Annotated in this window: 22 protein-coding genes, 10 tRNA genes and 1 riboswitch; of the genes, 6 read left to right on the top strand and 26 right to left on the bottom strand. The window is 40.2% G+C overall.

Going from position 1 to position 21,771, the window contains the following annotated elements:
- Nucleotides 1-14 precede the first annotated feature (14 nt).
- Nucleotides 15-1,205, bottom strand: coding sequence for a methionine adenosyltransferase (gene metK, locus QA539_RS07980; RefSeq protein WP_219492882.1), 1,191 nt, complete (start codon nt 1,203-1,205; stop codon nt 15-17).
- A gap of 92 nt (nt 1,206-1,297) precedes the next feature.
- Nucleotides 1,298-1,408, bottom strand: a riboswitch (SAM riboswitch).
- Nucleotides 1,409-1,595: 187 nt separating this feature from the next.
- Here metK and pckA point away from each other — a divergent pair.
- Nucleotides 1,596-3,188: a phosphoenolpyruvate carboxykinase (ATP) gene (gene pckA, locus QA539_RS07985; protein ID WP_219492884.1), complete on the top strand. Its 1,593-nt coding sequence runs from the start codon at nt 1,596-1,598 to the stop codon at nt 3,186-3,188.
- Nucleotides 3,189-3,238: 50 nt separating this feature from the next.
- Here pckA and QA539_RS07990 read toward each other — a convergent pair whose 3' ends face one another.
- Both QA539_RS07990 and ytkD read right to left on the bottom strand, forming a co-directional pair.
- Nucleotides 3,239-3,997 carry an alpha/beta hydrolase family protein gene (locus tag QA539_RS07990; RefSeq protein WP_219492886.1) on the bottom strand — a complete coding sequence of 253 codons (759 nt, stop codon included), beginning with the start codon at nt 3,995-3,997 and terminating at the stop codon, nt 3,239-3,241.
- Complete coding sequence (gene ytkD, locus QA539_RS07995) at nt 3,987-4,454, bottom strand: RNA deprotection pyrophosphohydrolase (protein WP_219492888.1); 468 nt, start codon at nt 4,452-4,454, stop codon at nt 3,987-3,989. Before ytkD ends, QA539_RS07990 begins: the two co-directional genes overlap by 11 nt.
- A 37-nt stretch (nt 4,455-4,491) precedes the next feature.
- Between ytkD and QA539_RS08000 the strand changes: the two genes are divergently transcribed.
- Entirely contained in the window at nt 4,492-5,250 is a 759-nt protein-coding gene (locus QA539_RS08000) for a hypothetical protein (protein WP_219492889.1), read from the top strand.
- A gap of 9 nt (nt 5,251-5,259) precedes the next feature.
- Entirely contained in the window at nt 5,260-5,484 is a 225-nt protein-coding gene (gene yidD, locus QA539_RS08005; protein ID WP_219492891.1) for a membrane protein insertion efficiency factor YidD, read from the top strand.
- A 37-nt stretch (nt 5,485-5,521) separates the two neighbouring features.
- Here yidD and QA539_RS08010 read toward each other — a convergent pair whose 3' ends face one another.
- The 6 genes from QA539_RS08010 to QA539_RS08035 form a co-directional block, all read right to left on the bottom strand.
- A complete protein-coding gene (locus QA539_RS08010) occupies nt 5,522-6,481 on the bottom strand; it encodes an enolase C-terminal domain-like protein (RefSeq protein WP_241427519.1) in 960 nt (319 codons plus the stop codon).
- Nucleotides 6,468-7,850, bottom strand: coding sequence for an o-succinylbenzoate--CoA ligase (gene menE, locus QA539_RS08015; protein ID WP_219492894.1), 1,383 nt, complete (start codon nt 7,848-7,850; stop codon nt 6,468-6,470). The genes QA539_RS08010 and menE overlap by 14 nt, the downstream gene beginning before the upstream one ends.
- Nucleotides 7,851-8,020: 170 nt before the next feature.
- Nucleotides 8,021-8,842 (bottom strand): 1,4-dihydroxy-2-naphthoyl-CoA synthase, encoded by an 822-nt coding sequence (gene menB / locus QA539_RS08020; protein ID WP_198549578.1) that lies wholly within the window; start codon nt 8,840-8,842, stop codon nt 8,021-8,023.
- The gene (gene menH, locus QA539_RS08025; protein ID WP_283722353.1) at nt 8,832-9,620 is read right to left on the bottom strand and encodes a 2-succinyl-6-hydroxy-2,4-cyclohexadiene-1-carboxylate synthase; all 789 of its coding nucleotides are present in this window, start codon (nt 9,618-9,620) and stop codon (nt 8,832-8,834) included. The genes menB and menH overlap by 11 nt, the downstream gene beginning before the upstream one ends.
- On the bottom strand, nt 9,607-11,259 hold the full coding sequence (menD, locus tag QA539_RS08030) for a 2-succinyl-5-enolpyruvyl-6-hydroxy-3-cyclohexene-1-carboxylic-acid synthase (protein ID WP_419895060.1): 1,653 nt from the start codon (nt 11,257-11,259) through the stop codon (nt 9,607-9,609). Before menD ends, menH begins: the two co-directional genes overlap by 14 nt.
- On the bottom strand, nt 11,252-12,526 hold the full coding sequence (locus QA539_RS08035; RefSeq protein ID WP_219492897.1) for an isochorismate synthase: 1,275 nt from the start codon (nt 12,524-12,526) through the stop codon (nt 11,252-11,254). The genes menD and QA539_RS08035 overlap by 8 nt, the downstream gene beginning before the upstream one ends.
- A 143-nt stretch (nt 12,527-12,669) precedes the next feature.
- Here QA539_RS08035 and QA539_RS08040 point away from each other — a divergent pair, with 143 nt between their 5' ends.
- Nucleotides 12,670-13,590, top strand: coding sequence for a 1,4-dihydroxy-2-naphthoate polyprenyltransferase (locus QA539_RS08040; RefSeq protein WP_219492899.1), 921 nt, complete (start codon nt 12,670-12,672; stop codon nt 13,588-13,590).
- 68 nt (nt 13,591-13,658) lie between these two features.
- Here the strand turns inward: QA539_RS08040 and QA539_RS08045 are convergent, their stop codons facing one another.
- From QA539_RS08045 to QA539_RS08105, 13 genes are all read right to left on the bottom strand, one after another.
- Nucleotides 13,659-13,922: a hypothetical protein gene (locus QA539_RS08045; RefSeq protein ID WP_120786840.1), complete on the bottom strand. Its 264-nt coding sequence runs from the start codon at nt 13,920-13,922 to the stop codon at nt 13,659-13,661.
- A 1-nt stretch (nt 13,923) separates the two neighbouring features.
- On the bottom strand, nt 13,924-14,397 hold the full coding sequence (locus QA539_RS08050; RefSeq protein ID WP_219492901.1) for a PH domain-containing protein: 474 nt from the start codon (nt 14,395-14,397) through the stop codon (nt 13,924-13,926).
- 114 nt (nt 14,398-14,511) lie between these two features.
- Nucleotides 14,512-14,600: transfer RNA gene (locus QA539_RS08055), tRNA-Ser, on the bottom strand.
- 40 nt (nt 14,601-14,640) lie between these two features.
- Nucleotides 14,641-14,712, bottom strand: a tRNA-Glu gene (locus QA539_RS08060).
- A gap of 3 nt (nt 14,713-14,715) precedes the next feature.
- Nucleotides 14,716-14,790: transfer RNA gene (locus QA539_RS08065), tRNA-Asn, on the bottom strand.
- 4 nt (nt 14,791-14,794) lie between these two features.
- A tRNA-Gly gene (locus QA539_RS08070) sits at nt 14,795-14,868 on the bottom strand.
- Between the two features lie 7 nt (nt 14,869-14,875).
- Nucleotides 14,876-14,951: transfer RNA gene (locus QA539_RS08075), tRNA-His, on the bottom strand.
- 22 nt (nt 14,952-14,973) lie between these two features.
- Nucleotides 14,974-15,046: transfer RNA gene (locus QA539_RS08080), tRNA-Phe, on the bottom strand.
- 5 nt (nt 15,047-15,051) lie between these two features.
- A tRNA-Asp gene (locus tag QA539_RS08085) sits at nt 15,052-15,127 on the bottom strand.
- An 8-nt stretch (nt 15,128-15,135) separates the two neighbouring features.
- Nucleotides 15,136-15,209: transfer RNA gene (locus QA539_RS08090), tRNA-Met, on the bottom strand.
- 210 nt (nt 15,210-15,419) lie between these two features.
- Nucleotides 15,420-15,507, bottom strand: a tRNA-Ser gene (locus QA539_RS08095).
- 1 nt (nt 15,508) lies between these two features.
- A tRNA-Asn gene (locus QA539_RS08100) sits at nt 15,509-15,583 on the bottom strand.
- Between the two features lie 85 nt (nt 15,584-15,668).
- A complete protein-coding gene (locus QA539_RS08105; protein ID WP_219492903.1) occupies nt 15,669-16,214 on the bottom strand; it encodes a competence protein ComK in 546 nt (181 codons plus the stop codon).
- A 258-nt stretch (nt 16,215-16,472) separates the two neighbouring features.
- Between QA539_RS08105 and QA539_RS08110 the strand changes: the two genes are divergently transcribed.
- Nucleotides 16,473-16,679 carry an IDEAL domain-containing protein gene (locus tag QA539_RS08110; protein ID WP_219492904.1) on the top strand — a complete coding sequence of 69 codons (207 nt, stop codon included), beginning with the start codon at nt 16,473-16,475 and terminating at the stop codon, nt 16,677-16,679.
- Nucleotides 16,680-16,743: 64 nt separating this feature from the next.
- Here QA539_RS08110 and QA539_RS08115 read toward each other — a convergent pair whose 3' ends face one another.
- From QA539_RS08115 to hemE, 4 genes are read right to left on the bottom strand one after another with little or no spacing between them, the layout of a single operon-like run.
- A complete protein-coding gene (locus tag QA539_RS08115) occupies nt 16,744-17,733 on the bottom strand; it encodes a lipoate--protein ligase (protein WP_219492906.1) in 990 nt (329 codons plus the stop codon).
- A 12-nt stretch (nt 17,734-17,745) separates the two neighbouring features.
- Entirely contained in the window at nt 17,746-19,116 is a 1,371-nt protein-coding gene (hemY, locus tag QA539_RS08120; protein ID WP_419895602.1) for a protoporphyrinogen oxidase, read from the bottom strand.
- Between the two features lie 14 nt (nt 19,117-19,130).
- Nucleotides 19,131-20,051 (bottom strand): ferrochelatase, encoded by a 921-nt coding sequence (gene hemH, locus QA539_RS08125; RefSeq protein WP_419895061.1) that lies wholly within the window; start codon nt 20,049-20,051, stop codon nt 19,131-19,133.
- A gap of 14 nt (nt 20,052-20,065) precedes the next feature.
- Entirely contained in the window at nt 20,066-21,112 is a 1,047-nt protein-coding gene (gene hemE, locus QA539_RS08130; protein WP_283722346.1) for a uroporphyrinogen decarboxylase, read from the bottom strand.
- A 134-nt stretch (nt 21,113-21,246) separates the two neighbouring features.
- Here hemE and QA539_RS08135 point away from each other — a divergent pair, with 134 nt between their 5' ends.
- Nucleotides 21,247-21,741 carry a hypothetical protein gene (locus QA539_RS08135; RefSeq protein ID WP_219492911.1) on the top strand — a complete coding sequence of 165 codons (495 nt, stop codon included), beginning with the start codon at nt 21,247-21,249 and terminating at the stop codon, nt 21,739-21,741.
- Nucleotides 21,742-21,771 lie beyond the last annotated feature (30 nt).

Here is a 21,771-nt window from a genome sequence, read left to right on the forward strand (position 1 = left end):
TACAGCTTTTATTATTATGATAAATTGGCTTTTAATGTATCGACGCGATCTGTCGCTTCCCACGGTAAGTCAACATCAGTACGACCGAAGTGACCATACGCTGCTGTCTGTTTGTAGATTGGACGACGTAAGTCTAACATCTGGATAATTCCTGCTGGACGTAAATCAAATGTTTTACGTACCGCTTCAACAAGCTGCTGCTCCGTGTAGTCTGAAGTACCATAAGTTTCAACAGAGATAGATACAGGCTGTGCTACACCGATAGCGTAAGCTAACTGTACTTCACACTTATCCGCAAGACCTGCTGCTACGATATTCTTCGCAACGTAACGTGCTGCATATGCACCACTACGGTCTACTTTAGTAGCATCCTTACCACTGAATGCACCGCCACCGTGACGTGCATAACCACCGTACGTATCTACAATAATCTTACGACCTGTAAGACCCGCATCCCCTTGAGGACCACCGATTACGAAACGACCCGTTGGATTAATGAAGTATTTTGTTTCATCGTCAATTAAATCCGCTGGAACAACCGGCTTGATCACGTGTTCTTTAATATCTTCCTGAATTTGTTCAAGTTCAATCTTCTCATGGTGTTGAGATGAGATAACGATCGTATCGATACGTTTCGGTTTCCCTGCTTCATCATACTCAACAGTAACTTGTGTCTTACCGTCTGGACGTAGATAATCTAACGTACCGTCTTTGCGTACTTCTGTTAAACGACGTGCAAGTTCATGTGATAAAGAAATTGGTAATGGCATTAAGCTTTCTGTTTCGTTACAAGCAAATCCGAACATTAAACCTTGGTCACCTGCACCGATTGATTCAATATCAGAATCCGTTAATGAATCACGATCTTCTAACGCTTTATCCACACCTTGAGCGATATCTGGTGACTGCTCATCGATTGCCGTCAGCACTGCCATCGTCTGGAAGTCATAACCAAACTTTGCACGTGTATAACCGATTTCTTTAACTGTTTCACGCACGACTTTAGGAATATCAACATACGTTGACGTTGTGATTTCACCTGCGATTAACGCCATACCTGTTGTTACAGATGTTTCACAAGCAACACGTGCTTTAGGATCTCCTTTTAGGATTTCGTCTAAGATAGCATCACTAATCTGGTCAGCAATCTTATCCGGATGTCCTTCTGTTACTGATTCTGATGTAAATAATTTACGGTCTGTCATATATATTACACTCCTTGAATTTAATTACGGGACTATAAAAAAAATAGCCTTCTCTCCTAGTAAGAGAGAAGGCACAATAAACGACCATTCTACTCTTATCGTTCAGAAATTAATCTGCAAACGGTTTGGCACCTTACTTAACACATTGTTAAGGGTTGCTGGGCTTCAAAGGGTCCATGTCCCTCCACCACTCTGGATAAGAGAATCCGCAAGTTAGATATTACTAAACTTTATGTTCACTGTCAACAATACCGCATATATCAGAAATTTTCTGAATAATTTCGAATATAAAGATTATACATAATTTATATGAAACCTTCAAATTGATATGTTATACTATTTCATGAAACTGCTTACAAAAGCAGAACAATAACTTTTTGGAGGCTGACCATGGGGGAAAATACTCAAGTAATTGAGCAACTGAGCAAATTAAACACTGGAAATCTAGAACGTCAATTATCAAGAACACAATTGATTACGGAAATTCTATTCAACGGTGAAGGTGTGTTAACAGAATCCGGTGCGGTACGCAGCGAAACCGGTAAATATACTGGACGCTCACCGAAAGATAAGTTCATCGTGCGTGAAGCTGAAACTGAAGATAACATCGACTGGGGTACAATCAACCAGCCTATCGAAGAAGAAGTATTCTTAAACTTACTGGATAAAGTGACAGACTACTTAAGCAAAAAAGAAAAGATCTATGAATTCCAAGGCTATGCAGGTGCTGATAAATCATCCCAACTACAACTACGCGTTGTGAACGAACTTGCTTGGCATAACCTATTTGCACGTACAATGTTTATCCGTCCTGAAACAACGGAAGAAGGACTAAACATTACACCTGACTTCACAATTATCTCTGCACCACACTTTAAGGCTGATCCATCAGTTGATGGAACGAAATCTGAAACATTCATCATTACAAGTTTCCGTCATAAGATCATCTTAATTGGTGGTACAGAATACGCCGGCGAAATGAAAAAAGGTATCTTCGGTGTGATGAACTACTTATTACCGACACAAGGCATTATGAGCATGCACTGTTCAGCAAACGTCGGTGAGAATAAGGACGTTGCGTTATTCTTTGGATTATCTGGTACTGGTAAGACGACACTATCTGCAGATCCACAGCGTAAACTTATCGGTGATGATGAGCACGGATGGAATGACAACGGTGTGTTTAATATCGAAGGCGGTTGCTATGCGAAGACGATCGACTTATCTCGTGAGAAAGAACCTCAGATCTACGACGCAATTCGTTACGGTGCCATCCTCGAGAACGTTAAGGTCGATGAAAAAGGTGTGCCGGACTACACGGATAAATCTTTAACTGAAAATACTCGCGCAGCTTATCCAATCGATAATATCGATAATATCGTTCTACCATCAATTGCAGGACACGCGAATACAATCATCTTCTTAACTGCTGATGCGTTCGGTGTGTTACCTCCAATCTCTAAATTAACGAAAGAACAAGCGATGTATCACTTCTTAAGTGGATTTACATCTAAATTAGCAGGAACTGAACGTGGCGTAACAAGCCCACAACCGGTATTCTCTACATGCTTCGGCTCACCGTTCTTACCGTTACATGCGACAGTATATGCGAACATGTTAGGGGATCTAATCGATAAACATGATGCAGCAGTTTATCTTGTGAATACAGGATGGACTGGCGGAGAGTATGGTGTCGGTAGCCGCATGAACTTAACGCATACACGTTCTATGATTCGACGTGCGATTAGCGGCGAACTGAAGACAGTTGAGTATCATCAGGATGAAATCTTCGGACTTAATATTCCGAAGCATGTACCAGGTGTACCGGCAGAGATTCTGTATCCCCGTCATGCATGGGTATCCAAAGATGCTTATGATGAGAAAGCAAAAGACTTGGCATTACGCTTCCAGGAGAACTTTAAGAAGTTTGGTGAGAAGTCCGCTGAAATCGAAACTAAAGGTGGATTTAATTTTAGAGGATAGCACAAAAAAACGTCGCTTTTTTTAAAGTGGCGTTTTTTTCATCTACTATATTATGATTTTATTTCCCTTTCCACTTCTTCCATCCACTTTTCAATTTCCTGTAATACATAGCGTTCATTGTCTGGACGCATCACATGCTGCTCCCCTTCAATAAATAACACTTTATGCTTAATTCCGAGCTGTTTTAATTTATCGATCAGCATATATGCATGCTCTATACTGACAAGTTTGTCTTCTGTACCATGTACAATCATGATTGGCGGGCTATCTTTCGTTACGAGATTAATCCCTTCTCGTCGGTCATACGCCGCTTTGTTACTGATTGGTCCGACGAGGCGTTTCAGCATACTGCGAAGATCTTGTCGTTCATCATACATATAGTAGATACTCGACACTCCTCCCCATGTGATAAAGGATGTCACGTCAGCTTCCTGATACGTTACTAACCCTTGTATTCCGCCTCTCGAAAATCCAACGAAGTGTATCGGTACGTCGTACTGTGCTCTTAACAGTCTTACAAGTGCATAGACGTCTTCTCTATCTGCACCTGCGAATTCATCTTGACCATTCTGGTGTGTACCGCGATAATAAGGTGCTGCAACCAGTGTGTCCTTATACGCAAACTGCATCAGTCTCGCTGGTCTAACCGTTCCGACTGCACCTTTCCCGCCTCTTAAGTAGATGACGATGCGTTTCACGTGTTTCGGTTCATAGATCATTGCTTTAACGATATAGTCATCTGATTGATAGTCAAACGTCTCAAAAGGAATGCCACCGAGTTGTGCGTTAATCTTCGTTCTATTGAACATCATATTCCCCATCTTTCTGTAATACCCCTACGATATAGTTGACGCAGTCGTCTTTTAATATAAAGCTTTTATCGCTCTCTGCCACTTCATCAAGTTTTGCCACGATCACTGGCCCGTTCGTTTCCATATAATCGTCTTGTTCTTCTATATGTTTAATTTGTGCATAGTACACGTCTTTCTTAAATGGCTTCCCTGCATAAACAGTGTATGTCCCAATATAGCGTATCGTATCGATTATTCCGCCTGTCTCTTCATACAGTTCGCGCTTTGCCGCTTCTAGTGACGTCTCCTCTTGTTCAACTTTGCCACCTGGAAACTCCACACCACGAAATTTATTATGCGTAAGTAAGTATTTCCCGTTATAATTTGTTATGATAAGTACATGTTTATTATCGCTATCCGGCTGATCATTTAAAGTCAGTAAGACTTTATTTCCGGCATGGTCATGAAATTCCATAGCAGTCTCCAATCTATTATTATTAAGAGGTTATTTGATGAAGAAATTTTCTGTAGTTATATTTATTTTAGCATTAATTCTCGCAAGTTGTTCAACGAAAGAACAAGAAAAGAAGCTGACGAACGATGAACTATTAACAAAGCTTCAGCAGCGTGTTAAGAATACAGAAAGCTTAACACTTCATTCTGAGAATGAAACGATTGCGATGTATGATAAGTTCACGACAAAGTTTACACAGACGACTGACTCTGAATATGATTCCATCAATGAAAGTGCGCTCAAGATAGACGCTAAGTCTAATCATGCGAAATATGATGTGAAATCTGTTATCTTTAATTTAGATAATGGAGATGTTACAACATATCCGAAAGCGAAGTATTTGAATTATCGTGCACGTCAGGCAGATAATGATTACTTCTCAGGTGTGCAGTCACAAATTGTAAATATTACGCACCTACTACAGGATGTCATAAAACCAACGATTGATAATGTAAAGCAAGAGGACAATAGATTAACCTATAAGGGTAAGTCTAAAGCACTGTTAGCCCTTTATCAATATGGGTTTCATCAATCAAGTATGAACCAGATTAAAGTATTTAATGATATTACTGACTTGACTGTTGAGAGCGGCAGCTATGACATAACGTATAATGCACAATATGATCCAGAGACCCTCAACTTCAAATTGAAAGTGAGTGGCAAGCATGGGAATAAACCTATTGAGATCATAATGGAGCAGACGACAGAATATTCGAAACTTAATGAAACGAATGTGCAGATGTACAGTGAAGAATAGAGGAATGTTATGAAACAACTATTATTAACCTTGATTAAGTTTTATCGTAAGTTTATATCGCCGATGACACCCCCTGCGTGTCGCTTCCATCCAACATGTTCTCAATATGGATTAGAAGCAATAGAAACACATGGTGCAATGAAAGGCGGCTACTTAACCGTGAAGCGCATTCTCAAATGTCATCCCTTCCATCCAGGAGGATTTGATCCGGTACCGCCGAAGAAAGAACGTTAGAGTAAAACGCTCACTACATCATTGTAGTGAGCGTTTCTTATAGTTGTGTTAATTGTTCTTTCTGTACTACGGGCGGTGTCATTGTTAAACAGCCGTCTGATACTGCTTCATCGTACGTTGTAAAATCATGCTCAAAATAAGTGCCTCTCTTTGTAACGTCAGGCACTGTGCCAAACTGTTCTCCAAGCATCGCTGTAACATATTTGCTGAGACCAAATTCATACATCCCTCCTGATACGTAAGTCATTTGCTTCGGTAATGACTGTACTTTCGTAATACCGCCAATACGACTATATTTAACGACTGCTGTCGTCACACCGATATCTCTAAATGCTTGAATCGTTTGACGATCTGTTGCACTTTCGTCGATGGCCAGTGGAATATGCGGGTGACGTTTCAGTAATGCATCGTACAGTTTAATGTGCTTAAACGGCTGTTCGATATATGATATGTCGTATTGTGATAGTGTATTAAGTAATTCGAAGTGATCTTCCTGTAACAGTCCGTTCGCATCGATTACAATCGGTATATTGCTGGACTCACGTATCGTTTGCACCTGTTCGGCAATATTATGATGCATCTTTAGTTTTATGCGCTTTGAATCATGATTAAATGAAGAAACCCCTTGATGCAGTGTCTCACCGATTGGTACAGTAACACTCTTTAACGGATTGAAATATTGATAGGCAATGACATCAAATGCACTGCTTGCGTTCGGGGCATCCACTTTTAAGTAAGGCTGCAATGCTTCGATCGAGGGTATATCAATATGCTTTATGCTATTAAAGATATCTCTACAGTTATCAATCGATGTTGCAATCGTCTCGTAATGATACCATGGTGTCTCAAAGCTGTTTACTTCAGCAAAATATTCCACACCGTCGATAACAATGCCTACTACAAGCACTTTACGTTCATTCATCTGAACGAGATTTGTCTTAATCGGTACTTTGAATGGTGCTTCATATGTATATAAATTAAGCTCAGTACATTCCATCAAACCATTCCTTCACTTTATGACGTGATACTTTACCGTTTGATGTGCGTATGAGTGAATCTGTTCTGATAAATTGTTTCGGATGTTTATATTTCGCAAGACGGTCACATAGGACATTTATAATCTTCTCATCCAGATCGTCATCCGCTTCATATACACAGACCGGTACTTGTCCCCACTGTGCATCACTTTTTGGGATAACAGCTATTGCATGAATTTCTGTATTGTTTAATATGACTTGCTCTATCTCACTCGGGTATATATTCTCCCCACCTGATATAATCAGATCTTTCCTGCGGTCTAATATATATAAGTAGTCGTCCTGAATATAGCCAATATCACCTGTCATAAAGAATCCGTCACGAAAGGCGTGAACGTTTGCTTGTTCAGGATATAAATAACCGTGCATCACATGCTCACCACGCACGCCAATTTCACCGATGCCATCTACACAGTCAAACAGTTTAAAGTTATCATTGATGCGTCCGACACTATTACGGGCTTGTGCGATATCATCAGGCGTTGCTGTGATCATTTGAGAGCATGTTTCAGTCATTCCAAACGACGTATAGATTGGAAGATTGCGTTTAAGCGATTGTGTTAATATACGTTCATCCAGTTTCGCGCCCCCTACCAGAATTCCTTGTAAATAGGATGGCTCAAGGCCATGATGTAATAATCGTTCAAGTGTCTGAGGGACGAGCGATAGATGAGTCACCTTATATGTATTCAGATCGTCTATGATCTGAGCCTCATGAAATCCATCATGCAGTACGACCGTACAATGATCCATTACCGCGCGCAGCAATATGCTGAGCCCACTAATATGGAAGAGTGGCAGTGTATCAAGCCATACGGACTGACTAGAATACGTAAACGTCTGCTTGCATAGTGCAGCACTTGCCTCGTGGTTACCGTAAGTTTGAGGCACTGCTTTTTGTACCCCTGTCGTACCGGACGTGAACATAATCGATAATATATCATCTTTATTATTCTGAACTGGTGTATAAGTCGTATGTGCACGCAGCGCATCGTTTACAAAAGTATTCGTATTTATAGCGTCTATATTCATTTCTTTAGTCGTAAACAACGTATCGACTTGCACCGACTTCATTTGTCGCACAACTTCAGCTGCAGTCAGATGTTTGTTGATCATCACAATTTCAGTCCCGGCAAGCATCGCACCGTGAATCATATAGACATTAACCAGTGTATTCTCTGCAATTAACGCGATACGGTTATAATGATGTAGCGCATGTGCAACTTTCAGTGCATGTCTATATAACATTGCATATGTAATTGTATCGTCGTTATAGATTATCGCTGTCTTATGCGGCACTTTAGTCGCACTATCCTTTAGCCACTCCATGACCATCATCCTTTTGTATAAAGATTAAAATATAAACTTGCAATCCAATAAACGGTGGAACAAATGTTGCCCCATGCGGCAAAACCCGGATAACGCAGAAAACAAAAAGCATTTTCTTAGCATTATCCGGGTTTTGCTTCGGGTCAGAACACATTAGTTCCAACCTCTCTTTATGGGAATTTCGGGAACTGATCGAAGTTTGGCTCGCGTTTTTCTTTGAATGCGTCACGGCCTTCTTTCGCTTCATCACTTGTGTAGTAAAGTAATGTCGCATCTCCTGCGAACTGCTGAAGTCCAGCTAATCCGTCAGTATCCGCGTTCATCGCTGCTTTTAAGAAGCGTAATGCTGTTGGTGAGTGCTGTAAGATTTCTTTACACCATTTCACTGTTTCATCTTCTACTTCAGCTAATGGTACAACTGTATTCACAAGTCCCATATCTAGTGCTTCTTGCGCATCATATTGACGGCATAAGTACCAGATTTCACGTGCTTTCTTATGTCCGACAATACGTGCTAAGTAACCTGAACCGTATCCTGCATCAAATGATCCTACTTTCGGTCCAGTTTGTCCGAAGCGTGCATTATCTGCTGCAATTGTTAAGTCACAAACGATGTGTAATACGTGTCCGCCACCAATTGCATAGCCACGTACCATCGCAATAACTGGTTTAGGAATAACTCGGATTAAACGTTGAAGATCTAAAACGTTTAGACGTGGAATGTTGTCGTCTCCTACGTATCCGCCGTGTCCGCGTACTTTCTGGTCTCCACCTGAACAGAATGCCATATCGCCTTCACCTGTTAAGATGATAACACCAATTCTTTGGTCGTCACGTGCACGTGAGAATGCATCGATCATTTCCATTACTGTGTTCGGTGTAAATGCATTACGTACATGAGGACGGTTAATTGTAATCTTACCGATTCCTTCGAAATATTCGTATTTAATTTCGTTATATTCTTTAATTGTTTCCCAAACTCTAGTCATGATTTTCCTCCTTGATAAACGATACTATTATTGTATCAAATATTTGTGAATTCTCCACATGAATTGTATGACCTGCGTCAATTATTGTATGTGTGCTGTTTGGCAGCATTGTATGCATGCGCTTTGCGATAGTGCAGAACTTCGTGTCAAGACTACCGGTCAGTAATAGTACGGGTTGTTTAAGCTCAGGTAAATGTGGCCAGAGATTTGGCTGCTTCCCTGTTCCGTAATCTATCAGTGCTTTCGCGACAGCTAATGGTTCATGATTGAGTCGTGTATTGCGCTGTCTTACTTCAGCAACGTGTGATAATGGATGGTATGTCTTGAACAGCGGTAACTGTTCCCAGCGTTTAACGAAAGCTGCGTAATCCGTTATCATTGATGCTGACTGCTGTAAGTCTTGTTTAATGCGCGCTATTTGTGCGTCTGTTGTTTCCAGTCCTGGTGTCGATGATTCTAATATGAGCTTATGAATATAGTCTCTATAATGGATGGCTGTATACAGTGCAATGCGTCCACCCATCGAGTAACCATATAAGTAGACGTTGCTATAGTGAAACTGCGCGATAGTTTCAATGAGCGCCTGACTGATATATGGAAAGTCCCACGTTGCTTTAAAGTCACTTCCTTCTCCATGCCCTGGACATTCAACCAGTATGATATCAACATGTTCTTCAAGCTTGGCAATGTAAGGTTCAAAGGTATGTACATTACCGAGAAACCCATGAATCATGACAAGGACATCGGAGTGGTTATGCGTAATGCGTTTATAGTTCAGCATTGAGCTTTTCCTTTAAGGTATGCTGCAGCTGTCTATGTGCATTTAAGTTCTCTTCTCGGTCGGTAATGACTTCGATAATATTTGCCCCGCTTTTTGGCAGTGTAATGTTATCGAACACATTATATTTATAGTAGTTAAATTCATAGAGTGCCGCTGCATGTTTAAAGTCGATGTCGAGCGGTGTACCAAACAATCGCTCGAAATACGTGCCGTCCTCTTTTTGTGGCAAGTAGCTGAAGATGCCACCACCATTATTATTGAACACGACGATATTAATATTGATGCCTTCAAGCTTCTTCATAATGAGGCCGTTTAGATCATGGTAGAACGATATATCACCGATAATGAGCGTGACCTTTTTGTGAACTGCCATCCCCATCGCCGTACTGACAACGCCATCAATACCGTTCGCACCGCGATTACAGAAGGGTTTGCCGTTAAACTGGGTAAAGAATGTATCACAGTCACGTATCGGCATACTGTTGCCGAGAAAGATCACTTCATTGTCTTCTATCTGACTGAAGATATGATAGATGGCACGACCTTCGTCCGTCACAACTTGGGTATGCTGATGAATCTGATTGGTAATGAAGTCATTCAGCGTCTGCCAGTATTTAAGCCATTCTCGGTTATCAACAGGCTGCTCCTCTGCCAGCTGTCTGAAGAAATCATTAGCAGTCATCTCAATAAAGAGATCCGGCACTTTCGGGAAAGTATCCGGTGTCGTGCGTGACTGCACCAGTACTTGCGGGACATCAAGCGCTGCCAGCCACTGATTGATCGGCTTTGATACGACAGCGTGGCCCACACGAATGACGTAGCCTGGCTGAACATTGGTCAATGCTTTAAACGCGCTATCACCGGTCGTTATCACGTTCGGATGTCGTGTATCACGCAGTTGACTAAGCGGATCTGCAATTATCGGAATATGATGTATCGTCGAGAAGATAAGCAGCTGCGTCAAATCTTCCTGCTGTGCATCTCCTGCGATAATTAATCCATTACCTAACGAAAGTACTGGACGCATGAGGTGTACATTAAAGGACTTTTGGTAGAGCACTTCTGGGACAGGCATATAGCTGAGCAGATGCTTCTGTTTTATGTCTGGCATCAGTGGCTCTCTAAAAGGTATATTAAAATGCACAGGCCCACGCATCGGCCCTTTGAAATGTGCACTTGCCTGCTGCATCACGTGTTCGATGAAGTTTACAGTGCCTGTCGTATCATCTGCGATTGGAAAGTCACGTTCATACATGATGAAGTTCTGGAACATTCCGACTTGATTGATTGCTTGTGGTGCACCGACATTGCGCAGTTCATGCGGACGATCGCTCGTCAGCACAACAAGCGGCAGATGACTGATAAACGCTTCTGTAACTGCCGGTACGTAGTTGCTTGCAGCAGTACCAGAAGTGCATAATATCGCAACAGGCTTATTTGTTGCCTTAATCATCCCAAGGGCAAAGAAAGCGGCGCTACGTTCATCCGGATGAATATAGGTCGTCATTTGCTCATGCAGTTCACAGGCGATGGCTAATGGTGTCGAACGCGATCCCGGTGAAATCACAACCTCTTCAATCCCGTAATCACGCATACGTTTAACTAAATGAAATACTTGTTGCGTCAATGCATCATTCATGATGTGGCACTCCTAACATTTGTAACATCGGTTTAAATTTAATCTCTGTCTCATACACTTCACTCTCAACTTCACTATCTTCAACAATCCCACATCCAGCAAACAGTATCGCACGATTGTCCTCAATAACCATCGAACGAATCGCAACGATAAACTCACCGTCACCTTGAGCATCCACATAGCCGACTGGTGCACCATATAGACCGCGGTGCTCTCCTGCTTTTTCTAGAAATGCCATCGCCTCAATTTTCGGATAACCGCCTAGCGCAGGTGTCGGATGCAGTGCACGTGTGACACGTAGCGTACTGCCGTTATTCAGCTTTGCTTTGATCGGAGTATAAAGATGATAGAGAAATTGATTCTCGAGAATTTCAGGATAATCTTTCATGATAATATTCTGACTAAAAGGCGCTAAGTCCTGCTCAATACTTTGTACGACGATACGATGTTCATGAAGATTCTTCTCATCGCTCTGAAGTAAATCTTTAGCATCACTTACTGTCTTCGGCATCGTTCCAGCGATTGCATTCGTATAGATGACACCGTCCTTAACTGCGACGAGCTGCTCTGGCGTCTTAGAGATAAATGTCTTACTCCCTGACTCCATCACCATCGTATAGCTCAGCTCGTGATTACGTGACGCTGCATCAATTAACGTCTCAACTTCAATCGGTGACGTCATCGTCAGTTGTCGCTTACGAGACAGCACTACTTTATCGAATGCACTTTGCTGCATCTTTTGAATCGCCTCTATCGCATTCAATCGGAATTTGTCTAATTCCACATCTTCACTGTGAACAAGCGCATTGTGCTGAATATCCACTGAAGGGAGCGACATGAGATCACTGCATATGCGCTCACGGTCAAGTGCAGGGTCCGTAAAGATGATCCATGACGCCGCTTCTTCTATGATAATCTGTATCTTCGGGATTACGAAATGGCTTTTAGAGAACGTATCGAAGTGCGGACTCTCTGCTTCATCGAAATAAAATCCTCCGAACAGCTTCAAATGCAGTTTGGAATCCCCATGAAGCTGCGCATCCGCGGTTTGTTTATGAAACGCCGCTTCTACACCTACTGGATCAATCGTACTGCGAGCAATCAATGACTGAACACCGATACCGATAATCTTTAATGATTTCTCTTTATTAATATATAGATATCTTTCCCCTTTATATTCGGCAAAGTGACGGAAGATTGCAGCTTCGTGAGTCACACCTTCATAAGGGTATTGATATATCGCCTTCAAAGTTAGATCTACTGGCACAAAAAAACACTTCTTTCTAAACGAAATAATATAATTCCTATTTTACCATTATTCTATAGACTTATGACAATTTATATACTTATTGACTGAAACGTATTTTATGCATAAAATTTAATCATCACATAATAAATGAGGTATATAAAATGTCGGAACATCTTCAAACCCATAGCGGGCTAAAAAAGTACTATCACCTTATGCGTCCACACACGTTAACTGCAAGCTTCGTTCCTGTATTAGTGGGGACGGCCTGTGCCAGATATTTTACAGAAATACGCATGGATATGCTGATATTGATGCTCATCGCATGTCTCTTAATTCAGGCAGCAACAAATATGTTCAATGAATACTTTGATTATAAACGTGGTTTAGATGACCATACATCGGTCGGTATCGGAGGCGCGATTGTACGTAACGGAATGTCTCCGAAATCGGTCTACAATCTCGCAGTAGCATTCTATATTATTGCGGCAATCATCGGTATCTACATCTGTGCAAACTCATCATGGCTCATTCTGTTTGTCGGAATATTATGTATGGCTGTCGGTTACTTCTATACAGGAGGACCAGTACCAATTTCATGGACACCGTTCGGAGAAATCTTCGCAGGTTTCTTTATGGGATATGTCATCATTATGATTACGTTCTATATTCAGACAGGTCACTTACATGCCTATCCTGCAATCGCCAGCATCCCTGTATCTATTAATATCGGTATGATCAATATGGCAAACAACATTCGTGACCGCGTGAAAGATAAAGTAAGTGGCAGAAAGACATTCGTTATTCTTGTCGGTAAGACGCTTGCAATCTATACGATGGCTGCACTTTACCTTGTCAGTTTTCTCGCAGTCTTCTACTTAGTATTTACGAAGCCATACGGTTCGCTATTTATGTTACTTGTACTTCTGAGCTTTAACTTACCGATTAAGGCAGTACGTCGATTCTTACACGGCAATACACCGATTGAACTGATGCCAGCGATGAAAGTAACTGGACAGTTCAATACAGTATTTGGTCTGCTGTTTGCACTTGGTCTTTACCTGGCCGGCCTGACAGCAATTTAATATTATCAATAAAAAGAGCGATGTTAGAAAATTTCTTTTCTAACATCGCTCTTTCTTATAATAACATTTTACGCATGGTCAAAGAATTCGTTTAAACGATCCACAACTTCTTGTGTATCGCTTTCTGTTACCGCATCTTTTAAACCTGCTTGATTCAAATCGATTGTATATTGATCTGAGTGATAATGCACAATAATGTTTGTTCCACTCACTTCGTATGAAGAAGGCTCAATCTCATGTGCTTCTTCTTCACCATGATGTTCTCTATAATCCATGCCAATTTGACCTAATTTTAATTCTGCATATGATACAAGTTTATCGATATTCGTCATATTATCCTCCAAAATTAGTTTCTGATATTTTTATTCTAATAAACTGTGTCATTTCAGGCAAGTCATCGTTCTTAATCATACGAATCGTATAAGACTTATCACTTAAATGTTCACGATTGACCTTTAAGAATAAATTCCCAAAACTATCTTCTTGTTTCTCGAAATCTACATCTTCGACATTATGATATGGAATAATATCATAATACTTACGCTTTGATTTTGGTTTACTATGAATGAGCACGATTCTGTCATTAAGCAATAGAATTAATCCTGACTGATTTAAGTTGATCTGACTATAAGAAGCGAAATAGATCATCTCTTTATTCTTTATATCCTTACAAATTACTTTCAGCAACTTTATAAAGAATCTACGTTCAGATTTTTTAATTCGTTTAAAGATCTTAGAGAATCTTTTATATCGTACTGGATATGTAAGATTCGCGAGAACCTTTCGTGTTGAGAATTTATCTTGCATGACGCCCACCTTTTATCGTTAGTTTATTCATAATTTATACATCCATTAAATGTATTGCACATTAAATAATTATAGTAAAAAAGAGACTCTTTTCGCAAAAAGAATCTCAGTTAGCGGAAGGTAAGGGATTCGAACCCTTGAAACGCGGTTAGCGTTTACACACTTTCCAGGCGTGCTCCTTCGGCCAGCTCGGACAACCTTCCTAATAAAAAAATCAGAAGCGATATTTCACTTCTGATTATATGACCCCTACGGGATTCGAACCCGTGTTACCGCCGTGAAAGGGCGGTGTCTTAACCGCTTGACCAAGGGGCCTTATGGCTCCACAGGTAGGACTCGAACCTACGACCGATCGGTTAACAGCCGATAGCTCTACCACTGAGCTACTGTGGATCAATGGAGCGGGTGATCGGAATCGAACCGACAACATCAGCTTGGAAGGCTGAGGTTATACCATTTAACTACACCCGCTTAACAATGGGGCGACTGATGGGAATCGAACCCACGAATGTCGGAACCACAATCCGATGCGTTAACCACTTCGCCACAATCGCCTTGTATAATAAAATTAAAATATGGCTCAGGACGGAATCGAACCGCCGACACAAGGATTTTCAATCCTTTGCTCTACCGACTGAGCTACTGAGCCAAACATGGCGGTCCCGACGGGAATCGAACCCGCGATCTCCTGCGTGACAGGCAGGCATGTTAACCGCTACACCACGGGACCACTAATAATTGCGGGAGGCGGATTTGAACCACCGACCTTCGGGTTATGAGCCCGACGAGCTACCAGACTGCTCCATCCCGCGATAATAATAAATAATGTCTCAAAAACGAGTACTTATATAATATAGCACTTTCGTTTTGTGAATGCAATATTAAAAAAGTGTAAATAACCTCTTATTTTGCATTAATATAATAAAATCTTTATAAACAATAATATATTCTTCTGCATCTTTAAATGTGAGATGCATCGAAACATAAAAATAAGAACAAGGCGAACGCCTTGTTCTTCATAACGGAGATGGAGAGATTTGAACTCTCGCGCCGGTTACCCGACCTACACCCTTAGCAGGGGCGCCTCTTCAGCCACTTGAGTACATCTCCATGGCTCCACAGGTAGGACTCGAACCTACGACCGATCGGTTAACAGCCGATAGCTCTACCACTGAGCTACTGTGGATTAATTAATCAACAAATACTATTATATCAATTCAAAGCAATTGGTCAATAGTTTTAGCAAATTTTTTTATGCTACTTTTACACTATTAACTCAGTAATGAATACATCGATAGTATTTCGATGAGTTTTGGGTTCATTTGTTCATCTATATTGAGTTTATGTAGTCGATCTTGTTTCTTAAGCTTTGTCCTAAGTGAGTATTCCAGCTTAATGGTATTGATGAACTGTGAATTAAACACATACTTACTGATTGGTACAGAGATATTCGACTTATCATCAAAGTAGACGATTGTATCTAGAAACTCCCCTTCTTTATAATAATCGACATATTGCAAGTTAATCCAGCTTTGTTCTTTAGAACGATCGCTATGGGTCGGGAAGAAATAGGCATTACATACGGGGTCAACAACTACAGGGGGTTTCGTCGTAATATTGGCAATGAGCTTTGTCGCAAGCTTACGGTTATTATAAGATGAATGGTAGAAAACACATGAGGACTCTATAATTGAGAGCGGTCGTTCTTCTACGATAAATGGAGTTTCATTAAATTCTCCGACGAGCGACAGATGCTTCTTCTTTTCAAAATGACTTTTAATATACATTGTACGTTCTGTAATAATATATTTCGCCATCATTAATCTCCTTATCTCACGAATGTTAGCTTTATTATACGTGAATTTTTTTAACATTTGTTAAATTGTCAAAAAATTTAAAGAACTTTACATTTTTTTATTTTTCTTATATTTTTTTAAATATATCATTGTTAACGTTTAAATTTATTGCGAGCAGGCTATAGTGTTATATATAATAATTTAAATTTTCAGAATTATATTGCAATTTTGTTTTTACTACTTTATACTCATTTATAATCACTTAAGGAGGTCATTAACATGAACCAATATCAAGCACAGCTAAGCGGTCTGGAAACATTCGTATCAAATCTAAATTCACTTTACATTGAATTAATTATCGATGATGCAGTGAAATCACATCATATTAAAGAACTGAAAGTAAAGATTGATGAGGCGCTGATACATGATGACAAGGAAGCTTTCTTTAATTATACAAATGAACTAAAGGCGCTGGAGGAACTATAATTGAACACCGTAATAATAAATTGAGCGTATATTCACTGTTATTATGTGAACATACGCTCTTATATTATATTGCGATTAAACTTAAAAACTCTTCCGCTGTCACTCTGCCAAAATAATGAGTAAAATCTATCTGCTCGATTTGTGCTTCGACAGCCTGCTTTTGGTGCGGCAATCCTTTTAACATCGCTTCTACGTCTGCAATCTCTCCGACACCGAAGAAATCTCCGTAAATTTTAACATCTTGCATAATACCATTTCTTACATCTATTTTAAGCTCCAGCATTCCGCCTGGAAACTTCTGTTTAACTTCATAATTATATTTCGGATTCTTACCATAATTCCAGTCGAAGTTACGATACTTTTCGTTACTGAGTGTTTCAATCTGCTTCCAGTCTTCATCTGTCAGAAAATATTGCTCTACTGATTCACCTTTGAATATTGAATGGAGTAACGTCTTCTTAAACGTTTCCATATCCATTGGTTCATCAAGAAACTCCTGAATATTAGCCACACGTGAACGAATAGATTTAATACCTTTTGTAATCAGCTTCTTCTCGTTAACTGACAAGCTCTTGACAACTTCTTCAATATCACTATCCAGCATTAACGTTCCGTGGCTGAACATGCGATCTCCTGACTGAAACATTGCATTTCCGGATATTTTACGTTCACCGACTTGCAGGTCATTACGACCACTCATTTCAGCGTCAATTCCTAGACCGTTTAACGCTTCTACGATTGGTATCGTAAACTTCTTAAAGTTATGGAAACTATCTTCATCTGCTTTAGTGACGAAACTAAAGTTAAGATTACCAAGGTCATGATACACTGCACCACCGCCAGATATACGGCGTACTACATGAATGTTGTGTTCATCGACATAGGATTGATTAATCTCTGCAAATGTATTCTGATTCTTACCAATAATAATAGAAGGTTCATTCACATAGAATAAGAAATATGAGTCATCTTTTGGCAGATGCTTTAATACATACTCTTCCATTGCAAGATTGATTGTTGGGTCTGTTATATTGTTGTTATGAATGAATTTCATATTGCCCTCCTCTTAACGATGTGCAATCTTTAATGCCGCTTTTTGTGCCTGTGAGATACAGTCAGGTAATCCAACTGCTTCAAATGATGCACCCGTAATCACTAAATCAGGATAATGTGTCGATACGTAGTGCTGAATCGCATGGATCTTATCGATATGTCCTACTTCGTATTGCGGCATACTGTTATAGAGTCTCGTAACGATAGAGAACTCTGGTTCTCCAGTAATTTCCATCATCTTGTCTAGATCTTGACGGGCAAGCTTAACAATAGCTGCGTCATCATGATCTTGAACGACAGTGTCTCCCGGTCTCCCTACATAGGCGCGCAGTAACGTCTTACCTTTAGGTGCTGCATGAGACCATTTCTTATCTGTCCAAGTACATGCAGTAATAACTGTATCTGAATTACGTGCGATAACAAATCCAGTGCCGTTCTCCTTATTATTTACCTGTGATTCATCGAAGGCCATTACGACTGTTGCTACGCTTGTCGTTTTCATCGTCTGGAAATAATCTAGCGGTCCATCCTTAAACCAGTCTTTAAACACTGTATGTGGTACAGTTACAATAACACTGTCATAAAAATGAGTTTCACCATTCATTGTGATCTCATAGCCTTGTGAAGTCTTATTAATCGCTTCAACTTTGTGGTTATATTTAATTGTAACCCCTTTGTCGACAAGCACTTCAGCAAGACGCTCTATAAAACTTTGCAAGCCGTTTTTGAACTGACGAAACTGCCCTTGTTTTGGTGCTGATTTCGTCTCTCTACGATTACGGCGCATCCCTTTTATTAAACTGCCATGACGTTCTTCTGTCTTCTTGAAGTCCGGAAATGTTGACTTCAAGCTCAGTTTATCAATATCCGCTCCGTATATACCGGACATCAGGGGTTCAATAAGATTCTCAAGTGTTTCATTGCCGAGACGACGTCTAAAGAATGCTCCGACTGAAACATCCGGATTCATCGGTTTCGGTTTGATGATATAATCCATTCCTGCTCGAACTTTCCCAATTGGTGAAATCAATCTTGTTGTAATAAAAGGGCGCAGTTCAGTAGGGATGCCGAGAATAGCACCTCCTGGTATCGGATGGAGCTTATTCTTTGCATATATATAAGACTGGCCTGTATTGTTGACAACAAGATCATCTTTCATTCCAATATCTGCGGCAAGTTCTGTCATGATTTTCTTTCGACCTAAATAAGATTCTGGTCCTAATTCAATCGTATAACCATCTTTGCGATATGTTTTAATCTTACCGCCTGGAACATCACTTGCTTCAATAATATCAATCTCAAAATCGGGTGATTCCTGTCCAAGATAATATGCAGCTGACAGTCCAGTGATACCCGCTCCGATAATTGCACACTTCTTCATAATATAACAGCTCTTTTCTATGAATTAATTACTGATACTATTTCGTCTACCATCGCACCGATAAATAATGGATGCGTGTCTGGCATATGTGGCCTATGATACTTGACACCGAGTTCATTGCATACGACTTTACATTCATAGTCATTATCATAGAGCACTTCCAGATGCTCACATACGAATCCCACTGGTGTATAGATAAAATGCTGATAATGCTTCTCTTCATAGATTGCTCTGGTTAAATCCTGAACATCCGGACCGAGCCAAGGATCAGGCGTATTCCCTTCAGACTGCCAGCCTGTTTCTACATGTTTAATGTCTGATTGTTGTTCAATCAGCTGTGCCGTTTCTTCTAGCTGAGCTGGGTAAGGATCTCCCATCTCTTTAATCTTCTCTGGAAGACTGTGCGCACTTACGATAAGTACTGTATCATCCTGCTCAGATTCAGGGATATGTGAAAGCGTCTGATTTACTTGTTCTGTCCAGTACTGAATAAACTTCTCCTGTTTGTAGAATGCGTCTACATGATACAGTTTAATATCTTTCGTTTCTGCAATCTCACGTGCACGTTTATTGTAGCTGCCGACTGAAAAGTTCGAATAATGTGGTGCAAGTACTATCGTTACCGCTTCTGTAATTCCGTCTTTCGCCATTTGGTCCACTGCATCCTCGATAAATGGTGCGATATGCTTTAAACCGATATACAGTTGATAATTTTCACCTGTTCTTTCATTTAAAGCCTGCACAAGTGCTTCAGCCTGACGTTCAGTCGTTCCTGCAAGCGGAGAGATTCCACCGATTGCTTTGTAACGATCTTTTAAATCCTGCAGCGCTTCTTCACTAGGCTTTCTACCGCGTCGTATATGTGTATAGTATGGTTCAATATCTTCTTCTGTATATGGCGTGCCATATGCCATTACAAGTAACCCTTTTTTTGTCATAAGTCAATTCCCCTTTATGATTTTGATTTATAAGCGCGTGAATAATCATGTACAAACGCACTTACACGTCTTAACGTATCTGGTTGTACTTCTGGAAATACGCCGTGACCTAAGTTAAAGATGTAGCTATCTGATTGTAGTCCTTGATCTAGAATACGCTTAAGATGAGACTCAATTACTTCCCATGGCGCCATAAGAATCGCGGGATCTAAGTTACCTTGAAGTGTCTTTGTAATACCTAACTGACGTGCCTCTTCAATCTGTAATCTCCAGTCGAGCCCTAATACATCTACAGGTAATGCGTTCCACTCTTGGATTAAGTGACTTGCACCAACTCCGAACGTTGTGACCGGTACACCTTTCGCTTTAATTTCTTTAAATATGCGTTCCATGTGTGGTGCAATAAATGTATGATAATCCGCACGATTTAATGCACCTACCCATGAATCAAATACTTGGATCATCTTACATCCTGCATCAATTTGTGCATGTGTATATGTAATACACATATCTGCGAGTTTCTCCATCAGTAAATGCCATGCTTCAGGTGCTTCATACATCATTGCCTTCGTCTTATTATAGTTTTTAGAAGGGCCACCTTCAATCATATAGCTCGCTAATGTAAACGGTGCGCCTGTAAAACCGATCAAAGGAACATTTAGCTGTTCAGTCGTTAATAATTTAATCGTATCAAGAATGTAAGGCACATCCTGTTCTGGATGTATTTCACCTAACTTTTCTACATCCTTCTTTGAACGGATTGGGTTATCGATAACAGGACCGATACCCGATTTGATTTCAACATCCACACCAATAGCACCAAGCGGACTCATTATATCCTTATATAAAATTGCAGCATCTGTATTATATTGATCAACCGGAAGTTTTGTTACATAAGCACACAGCTCCGGATCGTGCGTAATTTCAAATAAGCTATGCGTCTCTTTAATCTTTCGGTATTCCGGCTGACTACGCCCGGCCTGACGCATAAACCATACCGGTGTATGCTCCGTCTTCTCTCCACGTGCAGTTCTTAAGATAGTGTCATTAAATTGATTCAAGCGTATTTCCCCCTACTATTAATATATACTCGATTTTATCATACAAACAGATTAGAATAACTATTATTAAACAATGTCATAAAACTGACATATATCCTTTAAAATCGGGTAGTGTATATAAAGGAGGAATTGTGATGAAAACGTATATTACGTATGGAACAGAATATTTTCTTAAACAAATTGTTAATAACAATAAAACACGTGATATCTTTACTTTTGTTGAAGAAGATAACACGTATTTATATGAAGAAACAGATCAAGAAACGTTATTCAGTGCACCACAGACATTCGATGTTATTCGTCAAGATGCAGTGTTGCTTGAGCTGCCGATGTTAATGATATACTTTGTTGTCAGTAACGCAAGACAAGACGTATTCGATACTCATGAACTACCTCTTGAAGACTTATACCGATATGAAGGCTATCATGCTTTGCGATTACTTAAACCCGTACGTGGTGAAACTTACGCTTACGTGCTGCAATTTGATTCAAAAGCACATATGACAGACTTTAAGAAAAGTAGTTTCTTCCGTAAATATTTAAGCGAAGAAGCATTAAAACAATATCAGTCTGCGGACTTTATCAATAATATTTATTATACGAAGCATCTGTTTCCGCTTGAAGACTAGAATATCAATAAAACCATCCTTTCCAGAACG

Origin of the sequence: Macrococcus psychrotolerans (assembly GCF_038095555.1) — a bacterium.
Lineage (GTDB): Bacteria > Bacillota > Bacilli > Staphylococcales > Staphylococcaceae > Macrococcoides > Macrococcoides psychrotolerans.

What these genes read in the sequence shown, in the direction of transcription:
- QA539_RS08045 (WP_120786840.1), bottom strand. Translation starts at nt 13,922, where the DNA reads ATGACGAATATCGATAAACTTGTATCATATGCAGAATTAAAATTAGGT.
- ytkD (WP_219492888.1), bottom strand. Translation starts at nt 4,454, where the DNA reads ATGGAATTTCATGACCATGCCGGAAATAAAGTCTTACTGACTTTAAAT.
- QA539_RS08040 (WP_219492899.1), top strand. Translation starts at nt 12,670, where the DNA reads ATGTCGGAACATCTTCAAACCCATAGCGGGCTAAAAAAGTACTATCAC.
- pckA (WP_219492884.1), top strand. Translation starts at nt 1,596, where the DNA reads ATGGGGGAAAATACTCAAGTAATTGAGCAACTGAGCAAATTAAACACT.
- QA539_RS08115 (WP_219492906.1), bottom strand. Translation starts at nt 17,733, where the DNA reads ATGAAATTCATTCATAACAACAATATAACAGACCCAACAATCAATCTT.
- QA539_RS08110 (WP_219492904.1), top strand. Translation starts at nt 16,473, where the DNA reads ATGAACCAATATCAAGCACAGCTAAGCGGTCTGGAAACATTCGTATCA.
- QA539_RS07990 (WP_219492886.1), bottom strand. Translation starts at nt 3,997, where the DNA reads ATGTTCAATAGAACGAAGATTAACGCACAACTCGGTGGCATTCCTTTT.
- menD (WP_419895060.1), bottom strand. Translation starts at nt 11,259, where the DNA reads ATGAATGATGCATTGACGCAACAAGTATTTCATTTAGTTAAACGTATG.
- metK (WP_219492882.1), bottom strand. Translation starts at nt 1,205, where the DNA reads ATGACAGACCGTAAATTATTTACATCAGAATCAGTAACAGAAGGACAT.
- QA539_RS08050 (WP_219492901.1), bottom strand. Translation starts at nt 14,397, where the DNA reads ATGCAAGATAAATTCTCAACACGAAAGGTTCTCGCGAATCTTACATAT.
- yidD (WP_219492891.1), top strand. Translation starts at nt 5,260, where the DNA reads ATGAAACAACTATTATTAACCTTGATTAAGTTTTATCGTAAGTTTATA.
- QA539_RS08135 (WP_219492911.1), top strand. Translation starts at nt 21,247, where the DNA reads ATGAAAACGTATATTACGTATGGAACAGAATATTTTCTTAAACAAATT.
- QA539_RS08000 (WP_219492889.1), top strand. Translation starts at nt 4,492, where the DNA reads ATGAAGAAATTTTCTGTAGTTATATTTATTTTAGCATTAATTCTCGCA.
- QA539_RS08010 (WP_241427519.1), bottom strand. Translation starts at nt 6,481, where the DNA reads ATGGAATGTACTGAGCTTAATTTATATACATATGAAGCACCATTCAAA.
- hemH (WP_419895061.1), bottom strand. Translation starts at nt 20,051, where the DNA reads ATGACAAAAAAAGGGTTACTTGTAATGGCATATGGCACGCCATATACA.
- QA539_RS08105 (WP_219492903.1), bottom strand. Translation starts at nt 16,214, where the DNA reads ATGGCGAAATATATTATTACAGAACGTACAATGTATATTAAAAGTCAT.
- menE (WP_219492894.1), bottom strand. Translation starts at nt 7,850, where the DNA reads ATGGAGTGGCTAAAGGATAGTGCGACTAAAGTGCCGCATAAGACAGCG.
- menH (WP_283722353.1), bottom strand. Translation starts at nt 9,620, where the DNA reads ATGCTGAACTATAAACGCATTACGCATAACCACTCCGATGTCCTTGTC.